8 protein-coding genes are annotated in these 9,849 nt (G+C 64.2%); 6 read left to right on the plus strand and 2 right to left on the minus strand.

Annotated features, from left to right (window positions below):
* The first annotated feature begins 60 nt into the window (after positions 1–60).
* Together EOA60_RS07265 and EOA60_RS07270 are read left to right on the plus strand one after the other, a co-directional pair.
* Positions 61–570, plus strand: coding sequence for an Hsp20/alpha crystallin family protein (locus EOA60_RS07265; RefSeq protein WP_128311190.1), 510 nt, complete (start codon positions 61–63; stop codon positions 568–570).
* A gap of 376 nt (positions 571–946) precedes the next feature.
* Entirely contained in the window at positions 947–2,374 is a 1,428-nt protein-coding gene (locus tag EOA60_RS07270; protein WP_095824635.1) for a hypothetical protein, read from the plus strand.
* 41 nt (positions 2,375–2,415) lie between these two features.
* On the opposite strand, the gene EOA60_RS07275 is transcribed toward EOA60_RS07270, so the two are convergent.
* Entirely contained in the window at positions 2,416–3,309 is an 894-nt protein-coding gene (locus EOA60_RS07275) for a hypothetical protein (protein ID WP_095824634.1), read from the minus strand.
* 386 nt (positions 3,310–3,695) lie between these two features.
* Between EOA60_RS07275 and EOA60_RS07280 the strand changes: the two genes are divergently transcribed.
* Positions 3,696–5,252, plus strand: a complete 1,557-nt coding sequence (locus EOA60_RS07280; protein ID WP_095824633.1) for a serine hydrolase — start codon at positions 3,696–3,698, stop codon at positions 5,250–5,252.
* A 66-nt stretch (positions 5,253–5,318) separates the two neighbouring features.
* Here the strand turns inward: EOA60_RS07280 and EOA60_RS07285 are convergent, their stop codons facing one another.
* A complete protein-coding gene (locus EOA60_RS07285; RefSeq protein ID WP_067321982.1) occupies positions 5,319–6,254 on the minus strand; it encodes a hypothetical protein in 936 nt (311 codons plus the stop codon).
* Between the two features lie 183 nt (positions 6,255–6,437).
* Between EOA60_RS07285 and EOA60_RS07290 the strand changes: the two genes are divergently transcribed.
* The 3 genes from EOA60_RS07290 to EOA60_RS07305 form a co-directional block, all read left to right on the plus strand.
* A complete protein-coding gene (locus EOA60_RS07290; RefSeq protein ID WP_095824632.1) occupies positions 6,438–7,544 on the plus strand; it encodes a KamA family radical SAM protein in 1,107 nt (368 codons plus the stop codon).
* Positions 7,545–7,622: 78 nt separating this feature from the next.
* The gene (locus EOA60_RS07295) at positions 7,623–8,459 is read left to right on the plus strand and encodes a BA14K family protein (protein ID WP_095824685.1); all 837 of its coding nucleotides are present in this window, start codon (positions 7,623–7,625) and stop codon (positions 8,457–8,459) included.
* A gap of 523 nt (positions 8,460–8,982) precedes the next feature.
* A partial coding sequence (locus tag EOA60_RS07305) for a ferritin-like domain-containing protein (protein ID WP_164899216.1) occupies positions 8,983–9,849 on the plus strand: 867 nt, incomplete at its 3' end.

Raw genomic sequence — 9,849 nt, forward strand, 5'->3', positions numbered from 1 at the left:
GGGTGATGTTCCCGGCGCTTGTGGGCCTTGTCTTCCGGATGAACAGAAAGGAGGAAAAAAATGAGTGTTCGTGATCTGATTCCCTGGGGCCGAAACAATGGTAACCAGGTTCCAAGTGTCTTCCGCGACGGCGAACGCGATCCTTTCCTGTCGCTGCAGCGCGAGGTGAATCGGCTGTTCGACGACGTCTTCCGGGGTTTCGGTTCCGGCTTGCCGTCCCTAGGCGGCGTATCAGCCTTTGGTGACGGCTGGCCGAGCGTTGAGATCTCCGACAACGAGAAGGAGATCAAGGTGGCGGCCGAAGTCCCGGGCCTGGACGAGAAGGACATCGAGGTGCTGCTTGATGATGGCGTGCTGACGCTGAAGGGTGAAAAGCGCTCCGAGACGGAGGACAAGGAGCGGCAGTTCTCCGAGCGCATCTATGGCCGCTTCGAGCGTCGAATCCCGCTGGGCTACGAGATCGAAGAAGACAAGATCGATGCCCGCTTCAAGAACGGCGTGCTGACGGTAATGCTGCCCAAGACCGCGAAGGCGCAGTCGCAGGCCAAGCGTATCGAAATCAAGAGCTGATGCCTGGATGCAGGGGTTGGACCGACGGGTCCGGCCCCTGCGGCATGACGGAACCTCGGCGCTAGATGGAACGGCCAACGCTGGCGTAGGTGCTGGCTGGAGCGTGGAACGGCTCCCTTTCCAACGAGTGATCCGCCCGCAGCGGGCGCCAGGTGCTCGCTTGCGGCTCGATGACGTGCGGCCGACGCAGGCCATTCTAACCGTTTACCGCGCTGAGCGCAGATGCCGCTGACGGAACACCGCGCAAGCCTCTGGAAATCCGCGATAACCTTAATTCCTTCCTTCTTTTGGTCAGGCTTCCCGTACGGAACGTTAAGGGCTAGATTAGCAATTCGTTAAGTAATACGGCGGGTGTGAGCGTAAGAGGTGTGCCGTTATGAATTTCAAATCCCTGATCAAACGGGCCGAGGACGTAGACAAGGAATTTCAAGAGCTCCAGTCGGATCTGGCAGAGGCTTTCGAAGAATGTCTTTCGGCTGACGAAGAGACGTCCCCGGGATACGATTCTGCCGCCGACCTGGCGGCAAGCGAGGAGGATCCGCCGGGCGAGACTCAGTCCGAGGCTTCCGCCTCCCGGCTGACGCCGCACACCCAGACACGGTTGGCCGCCTTGGAAGCCGTTTCCGGACTCTTCCGCGACGGACAGGGTCATCTGGAGGAGATCGGGTCAAGGCTGGCCGAGATCGCCACAGCGCACCACATGACGCGCGATATCCTGAACGCCCTGCATCGCGATGCGCTGCGCGCCAATGAGCTGGAGCTGGAGAACGCCGCTCTGGGCGCCGAACACAAGGCCTTGTCGGAACAATTGCTTGACGCTACGCGCAAGCAGCGCGAACGCGACGGCGCGGCCGAGGCCTGGCAGCAGCGCGAGGCAAGTCTCGTCCAGGACAGGGAGTCGCTGCGCGAGGCGCTTGCAGCGGTGCGGCTCGAAATGGTCGAGATGGGCAATGAGAGCGCCAGGCGCGAGGCTGAGTTCGGTGAGATCGTCAAGACCCTGACGGCCAAGACCGTCGAAGCCGACAGGCGCGCTGTCGAGAACAAGCTGCTGCGCGAGAAGCAGGTCGGGCTTTCGATCGAGCTGGAGCAGGCGCAAAAGCGCGAGGCCGAGGCCCGGCACAAATTCGACGAGTTCGCGGCGACCCACGCCAACGAAGCCACGCGGATTGCCGAACTTGTGGCCCAGCTCGGCAGCCACGAGAAGGAGGAGGCCCGGCTGCAGAAATCGTTGGAGACGACGCAGGCCAAGCTTGCCGAGGTAACCGAAGCCGCCCGCATTGCCGAAAGCGATGGCGCGGCGGAGCTGGCGCGGAGCCGGGCAGAGCTGCGCGGCTTGCGCTCCGAAATCCAGGAGCTGCAATCGCGGCTCGAGCAGGCCTCCATCGACAAGACCGATGCGGTCGCCGAGGCGACAGGACTGAGGGCGCAGTTGAATGACGCCGTGACCGAGCGGCAGATCGCGGAAGAGAAGCTTGCCGTTCTCAGGAACGAGAGCGAATTGGACAAGAAGAATTTGTCGGTGATCAGTACCAACCTCTCGCAGCTATCGCTGCAGCAGGCGTCGGAGCAGATCCAGCTCGATATCCAGAAACAGGAATGCGAGGACCTGCGCGCCGAGGTCGAGACGCTGAATGCCCGCATCAAGGAGCTGCTGCCTTACGAGCGGCTGCACAGGGTGACGGACGCCCGGGCCCGGCAGGATGTTGTGCCCGTGACGAACGGGCATGTCACCAACGGGCATATCGTGGAGCCGGCGCGACCCACCGCCAGGCGCCGGCGAAACATGAGGGCCGCCGCGAGCTGAGGAAGGGTGTCTAGCCAGCTCAGCGCTTCATCGCTCTGGGCCTACTTGCCGGTCATCCGGTCAGCAAGCTGCTGGGCCTCGGCAAGCAGTGCCGGGAAGCCCGGATCGCCCGGCAGGCGCTCGCCCATGCAGGCGCGATAATCGCCGTCGCCTTTTTCCCAGGCGGCGTTGGCGGAATCATAGGCCTGCTGGTCCTTCAGGTCCGAGTTCTGATAGGCCTGCTGAAATTTCTGGGCAGCCGCGTCCGCCGCGGTCCAAAGCGCCTCGCAGGCCGCGATCTTCGGCACGGGCGGGGACGCGGGCGCCTCGGCGACCAGGACGCGGTCGCCCTTGACGACCGCGACGACGACCTGCTGGTCGTAGATCGGTCCGACATCCTGGGTCCAGCCGCCGAGCCGCGCGACGGCGATATCGGCGCCTTCGGGCTTCTTCAGTGAAAAGTCGAGCGTCTTCACGAATGCGGCGTCGCTGCCGATCGCCTGCGTATAGAAGGCGTCTAGCTTGAGCGCCTCGTCGATGCCGGCGGGCAGCCGGAGGCCTTCATCGTCCTCGTCAGCCTTGGACCGCAGCCAGCGCTCGACCAACCCGCGGGTCGTCGCGACGATGCTCGGGCCGGCATCGCTCTTGGCGTAGCGCAGCCCGTCCAGCATGCCGAAGCCAATATCGGAGGCGCTCAGGCTCTGCAGATTGATCGTGCCTGTTGCCGGAAAATCCTTGACCGCAAGCGGGCCGAGAATGGCGGAAAGACGCTTTTCCAGATCGGCCAGCGCCTTGGTGTTGGCGCCATCGAGCGCCTCCACTTCCGCGTTCGAGCTCTCCTGCGCCGCGATGTCGGAAATCGCCTTGTCGCGCGCGGCGATATAGTCGTCCTCCGGCGATGCCGCGAAAACCACGCCGCTCGCCAGCGCGAACAAAAACGCCCAGACCAGCCGCATTCTATAACCCCAATTCAAACCAAAGCCCTTGTGGCCTTCGCCTGACTTGGCGGCTTTTGCGTGGCGGAATCCCGGGGAGAACCCGAATTTAATATCCGGCCTTCCGCGATGATTGGCGAAAGCCGGCGCCACATCTGATCTCCCCCCAAGTGGGAGAGATGTCCGGCAGGACAGAGGGGGGCGCGAAGGAACGCAAGCTTTCGTGTCCAGAGCACAGCCATGATGTCGGGGACGGCCGGATCTTCTAAGGCGGGCGCAGGCCCAGAGGTGAGGGACGCACCCGGCGCCACACCAGTCGATTGGGAGGATGATCAGGGCGGCGCAGGGCTTGGCCAGGCCGGTGCCGGCCTGTACAATCTTAGGGTGAATGCAGGGAAGGGAGCGCGATGCGGCTTGGTCGGGATCTCTGTCATTTGACGGTTTTGGCCTTCATCGCCGGACTGGCGCTTTGGCCGCACGCGGCATCGGCCGATCCCGTCACGCCCGCGCGCATCGCCGCCGCCTTGCCGAAGCTCGAAGCGCTGGCGCAAGCCGCCGTCGCCGATGGTGCCGTCCCCGGCCTTGCCATCGGCGTCGTGCATGACGACAAGGTGATCTTCCTCAAGGGTTTCGGGCATCGCGAAGCCGGCAGACCGGAGCCGGTCGACGCCGACACGGTGTTCCAGATCGCCTCCCTTTCGAAGCCGATCTCGGCTACCGTCGTGGCCGCGCTGGTCAGCGACGGGGTGGTATCCTGGGATTCGAAGATCGCCGATCTCGATCCGGCCTTCCGCCTTGCCGATCCCTATCCCACCGGCGAAGTCACCATCCGCGATCTTTTCACGCATCGCAGCGGCCTTCCCGGCACTGCCGGAGACGACCTTGAGGGCATCGGCTACGACCGCGCCGAAATCCTTCGCCGCCTCCGCTTTGTGTCGCCATCGTCGAGCTTTCGCGCCGGCTATTCCTACAGCAATTTCGGGCTGACCGAGGGTGCCGTGGCGGCCGCGAAGCCGACAGGCAAGCCCTGGGAGACGGTCGCGGAGGAAAAGCTCTACCGCCCGCTTGGAATGGCCGCGACCAGCTCCCGTCACGCGGACTTCATCAGCCGCGCCAATCGCGCCGCGCTGCATGTCAAGATCGACGGCGTCTGGGCCGCAAAGGTCAAGCGCAATGTCGATCCTCAGGCACCGGCGGGCGGCGTGAATTCCAGCGCGCGCGATCTCATGCAATGGATGCGCCTGGTGCTCGGCGACGGGGTTTATGCCGGCCGGAGGCTGATTGCTTCCGATGCGCTGCGACAGACGCATCTGCCTCAGATGGCGCTCGGCCGCAATCCCGTAACCGGAGGCGAGTCTTTCTATGGCCTCGGCTGGAATATTGATTTCGGCCGGCACGGCCTGAGCTGGGGCCATGCAGGCGCCTTCAGCGTCGGTGCGCGTACGGTGGCGACGCTGTTTCCGCAGGAGAAGCTTGGCATCGTTATCCTTACGAACGCCTTCCCGACCGGTGTCCCGGAAGGGTTGTCCGACAGCTTTGCCGATCTGGTCTTCGACGGAAAAGTCGAAAAGGACTGGGTCGAGGTCTGGGACGGAATCTATGCCGGGATGCTGGGTCCGGCGATCGCCGCGGCCAAGGCCGAATATGCCGCGCCTCCGTCTCCGCCAAGGCCGGCCCGGCCGGCCAGCGCCTATTCCGGCCGCTACGGCAATGACTTCATCGGCGGCGTGACCGTGTCGAGCGCGGGCGACGGCCTTGTGCTCGAGGTCGGACCGGCCGGAGCGCGGTCCTATTCGCTGACGCATTTCGACGCCGATCTGTTCCTGACCCATCCCGACGCCGAGACGCCGGACCGGCCGGCGGGCGTGAGCTTCGTCGTCGGCCCCGACGGCAAGGCCTCGGCGATGACGATCGAGTTCCTCGACGACAATCATCTGGGCAGGCTGCAGCGGGTGGGAGACTGATCGCTTCACCCAGAGCCGTGCGGCGATTCTGGGTGAACGACAGCATCAAAACAAAGACCAGCGGGCTCAGGATGCCTGGCCGTAGCGGAGCAGCTTGAAGCAGTCGCCGCTGCCCGACTTTGTCTGCGTCAGGACCGATTTCGCGCGGTCGATCCATTCCTGCTGCGATTTGGTGTCGGTCTCGATCGCATCAACCGGTGCAAGGGCGACGAAACTCTTGCCCTTGCTGAAGAGCCAGCAGGCGCGGGCGAGAAACCGCCTGCTGCGCTGGCGCAGCAGGTCGGCGTCATAGAGGATGTCGAGCACCTCGTGCTTGATCTTCGGTTCCTTGTCGGGCTTGGCGACCGCGGCCTCCACCGCCTCGTCGCCGATCGCGTCATGCAGGTCCTTGTAGTCGAGGGCTAACTGCGTCGTCGCGTATTTGATCTCGTTCTCGTCGCGCACGATGTTGAACCACAGCGTCGGATCGATCTCGTTGACGACAAAGGTGGCTTCGAGGTCGCGCGACAGGTTCAGAATTTCGAAGTCTCGAACATCGACATCACGTTCGACCAGCAGGATCTTTTCGACCTGCTTGGCGAGCTCCGTTCCCCTGGCGGTGATCGCGGCGTTGCTTCCGCCGTGTTCGGGGCCGACATAGGCGCTGCCCTCATCCAGTATCTCGTCGAACTCGCCCAGCGTTTCGATGACGGGGGCGCCGCGGGCAACGCGCGCCGCCAGTTTGGCGAGAACCTGCTGCAGCTCGGTCTCGCGCTTGCGCTGGTCCTGATAGTTCTGCTGGAAGAAGAAGATGAACAGCGAAACGCCGATGCCGATCAGGATCACGCCCAGCTGCGAAAAGATGTTGCGATAATATTCCAGCAGCTTTTCGCGATGGCGCAGTTCGTCGCGCACGCTGTGCGCCACGCGCAGATTGACGATGAGCGAAATGATCAGCAGCCCGGCGCCGACCAGGATGAGCCCACCGATGAGAAGGTAGCCATGGCCTGCGCTGAAATCCATTCGTCTCGCCCCCGAAGCCTGCGCCAAATTAGCGCCAATTTCGTCGCGCTCAAAGCCACGAGACAAGCCGGGCATCAGGCCCGGCCGGTCTCGCGCGCCACTCCACCGCTCTGCGGCAACCAAAACGATTGACCCGGCCATCCATCCGGCCGATATCCCGCGCAAGTTCGTACCGAGACCCCAATGACCTCAAATACCGATCTCAAGGAAGTCGCGCGCGGACCCGACGCCGCCTGGCAGGACGACGTGCGTGCCGGCGTGCGCCATGTGCGCGACCTCGCAGCCCTGCCGCTCTCACCGGCCGAGCGCGCCGCTGCGCAGCAAGCCGCCGCCGCCCACAAGGTGCGCGTGCCGAAAGCCTATCTCGACCTGATCGACTGGAACGATCCGAACGATCCGATCCGCGCGCAGGTGATCCCATCGCCGGACGAATTGATCACTGCCGAGGGCGAGCTCGGCGATCCGATCGGCGACCACGCCTTCAGCCCGGTGCCCAGGCTGACGCATCGCCATGCCGACCGCGTGCTCTTGTTCCCGACCTATCAATGCTCGGTCTATTGCCGCTTCTGTTTTCGCAAGGAATCGCTGACTTCGATTGGCCGCGGCTATACGCGCGAGGCGCTGGAGCCGGCCCTCGCTTACATGGACCAACATAGCGAGATCCGCGAGGTGATCCTGACCGGCGGCGATCCGCTGTCGCTGCCCGACAAGGCGCTCACCGAAATCCGCGCCCGCATCGAGGCCATCCCGCATGTCCGGCTCCTGCGCATCCACACCCGCGTGCCGGTGGCGCTGCCGTCGCGCATCACGCCCGGCCTTGTGGCGGCCCTGCAAGGAAGGCTGATGGTGACGGTGGTCACTCACTTCAACCACCCACGCGAGATCACGCCGGACACCGAAACGGCCTGCCGGACCATGCGGCAGGCGGGTTTTGTTCTGCTTAACCAGAGCGTTCTCTTGAAGGGCGTCAACGACAAGGTCGAGGTGCTGGAAGAGCTCTGCCGCGAGCTGATCTATCGGTTGGGCGTAAAACCTTACTATCTTCACCATGGCGATCTGGCGCCGGGCATGGCGCACCGCCGCACCACGATTGTCGAGGGCCAGGCGCTGGCCGCGGATCTGCGCCAGCGCCTCTCCGGCATCTGCAACCCGACCTATGTCATCGATCTGCCCGATGGCGGCGGCAAGGTGCCGCTCGGCCCCAGCCACATCGAGGGCCGGGACAGCGAGACATGGCGGATTCGCGGGCAGGACGGGAAGGTGAGGGAGTATCGCGAGGTGGTCGCCTAGTCCCTCATCTCGAGAGGTGGCAGAGGAACTCCCATCCCGCCCCCCGCATTGTATAGCGGGGGCTTGAAGGAGAGCAGCGTGAAGGCATTGTTGGGAATCGTCGGCGGCTTCGTGCTGACCCTGGCCGTGTTTGCCTCAGGGCTCGCCTTCGCCACTTGGCTGCTGGCCGCCAAGCCGGTGCGCCAGGCAACGCCGGCGATCGGCGTTTCGGAGCTCTGGACCAAGGACGTCAGGCCCGTCGATCCGGCGAAGCAGGATCTCGAGCGCATCCCGGCCCAGCAGGCCGCCGGCGTGTCCGTTAAGGCGGACGAGGGGGCCAAAGCGGCGGATACGGCCACGCAGACCGCAGCTCTCCCAACGCCGCAAGCCGCCGCGCCGCGGCAGTTGCAGCCGTTGCCCGAGGTCTCTCCGCCAAATGGTTCACAGACGGGCCAGGCCGATGCGGCGGAACAGCCTTCGGAGCAGGCGCCGGCCCAGCAGGCACGATTGCCCGACGCGCATCTCGAATGGTGCGCCAACCGCTATCGGAGCTACCGCCCGCAAGAAAACAGCTACCGCTCCTACAGCGGGGAGATCCGCCCCTGCATCTCGCCCTATTTCGATCCGGGCCGCGATCGCACAGCCTCGACCGACGGGCGCCAACCCGATCAGCCCTGGATGAACAATCAAGGCGAGGTGACTGACGACCAGGCCGAGGTGGAAGGCTACGCCACGACACGGGACGGCTACGCGACGACTTATGGCGGCCCGCCGGAAGAGATTTTGCCGGAAGACCAGCCTCCCAGGGATCGGCTGCTGGGCCCGCAGATGTCGGGCGATCATATCGACTCCTGCTTCAGCCGCTATCGCTCCTACGATCCGCAGGACAACACTTACCAGCCCTATGACGGCGGCCCGCGCCGGCAGTGCGAGTAGGGCGGCCCACGTTCCTGCGAAGTGACGCTGGGCCGCTGAATCTGGCGCGAGACACCCTCTTGTAACTCAACCGAATCCGTTATTGTTGCGAACGCGGTGGCGGACTGCGGCCTTCACGCCTCAGGTCCGCGAGGCCTGGCAAGCCGCCTACGGCCTGCTCGCCGGCGTCATGATCGCCGCAGCCCGTGAGGTAGAGCTGGCGGCTTGAGCTCTCGTCAGGCTGGAGCGCGAAGCCGAGCGCGGCAGGCGATCTCCTGGGCCTTGTTCATGGCCCGGAGGTCGCGGCGAGGCGCCCGTCGCCGCTCTGCCTGCAAGCCCGGCGCCCGCCCGGGCGACAGGGCTCGAGCCATTGGCTGCGCAAAACCGCACCAGCGCCACGCGAGCCGTATCGCGGCCGCATCAGGCTCCCCCAGGCAAAGCCATATCGGCTTCTTTTCAGGAACATTCTGCCTTCTGCGAAGTTTGGCGGCTGGCCCGCTCATTGAGGCCAAACCGGTTGACAGGCGGGCTTCGGGAGGAAGCTATGACCGCTGTCACGCCTTCACTTCATGTTTGTCGCCGCCGGGCACTGCAAATCGGTCTCGGAGCGACCCTTGCTTCAGCGGCCGGCATTGCTGCGACTTCGTCTGCTGCCGCGCAGGACGACATAAAAGACGAAGACATTTTCCGCTTCGCGCTCAACCTGGAATATATGGAGGCCGAATATTACCTCCGCGGCACCACGGGAAAAGGCATCGAGGACTCGGACATCGGTTCCAAACCCGGCGACGTCGTCGGCGGCAAAAAGGTTGCGTTCGATACGCCCGCGCTCGGTGAATTCATGCGCGAGGTCGCGGAAAACGAACTTGCCCATGTCAGGTTCTATCGCAAGACGCTGGCGTCGAACGCGGTGGACCGGCCGGCGATCGATTTCGATGCCGGCTTCGCCGCGGTCGCCAAGGCGGCCGGCCTCGGCGACGATTTCGATGCGTTTGGCAACCAGATGAATTTCGTGCTCGGCGGCATGCTGTTCGAGGACGTCGGTGTCACCGCCTACGCCGGTGCGGCAACTGTCCTGAAGAACAAGGAATTCCTCGCTGCCGCAGCTGGAATTCTCGCGGTCGAGGCCTATCACATGGGAATGGCGCGTTCCTCGCTCTATCGCATGGGCGAGAAGGCCTGGAAGGCGGCGAATGCGGTTTCCGACGCACGCGACAAGATCGATGGGAACGAGGACAAAGACCAGGGCATTCAGGTTGACGGCAAGGCCAACGTCGTTCCTTCGACGCCGGATGCGATTGCCTTCACAAGGACGCCGCAGGAGGTGCTGCGCATCGTCTATCTGACCGATCAGTCGGGTGTGAGCAAGGGCGGCTTTTACCCGAACGGGATGAACGGAACGCTCAAGAGC

This window comes from Mesorhizobium sp. M1A.F.Ca.IN.020.06.1.1 (assembly GCF_004023265.1).
Classification (GTDB): domain Bacteria; phylum Pseudomonadota; class Alphaproteobacteria; order Rhizobiales; family Rhizobiaceae; genus Mesorhizobium.

What these genes read in the sequence shown, in the direction of transcription:
- EOA60_RS07265 (WP_128311190.1), top strand. Translation starts at nt 61, where the DNA reads ATGAGTGTTCGTGATCTGATTCCCTGGGGCCGAAACAATGGTAACCAG.
- EOA60_RS07270 (WP_095824635.1), top strand. Translation starts at nt 947, where the DNA reads ATGAATTTCAAATCCCTGATCAAACGGGCCGAGGACGTAGACAAGGAA.
- EOA60_RS07275 (WP_095824634.1), bottom strand. Translation starts at nt 3,309, where the DNA reads ATGCGGCTGGTCTGGGCGTTTTTGTTCGCGCTGGCGAGCGGCGTGGTT.
- EOA60_RS07280 (WP_095824633.1), top strand. Translation starts at nt 3,696, where the DNA reads ATGCGGCTTGGTCGGGATCTCTGTCATTTGACGGTTTTGGCCTTCATC.
- EOA60_RS07285 (WP_067321982.1), bottom strand. Translation starts at nt 6,254, where the DNA reads ATGGATTTCAGCGCAGGCCATGGCTACCTTCTCATCGGTGGGCTCATC.
- EOA60_RS07290 (WP_095824632.1), top strand. Translation starts at nt 6,438, where the DNA reads ATGACCTCAAATACCGATCTCAAGGAAGTCGCGCGCGGACCCGACGCC.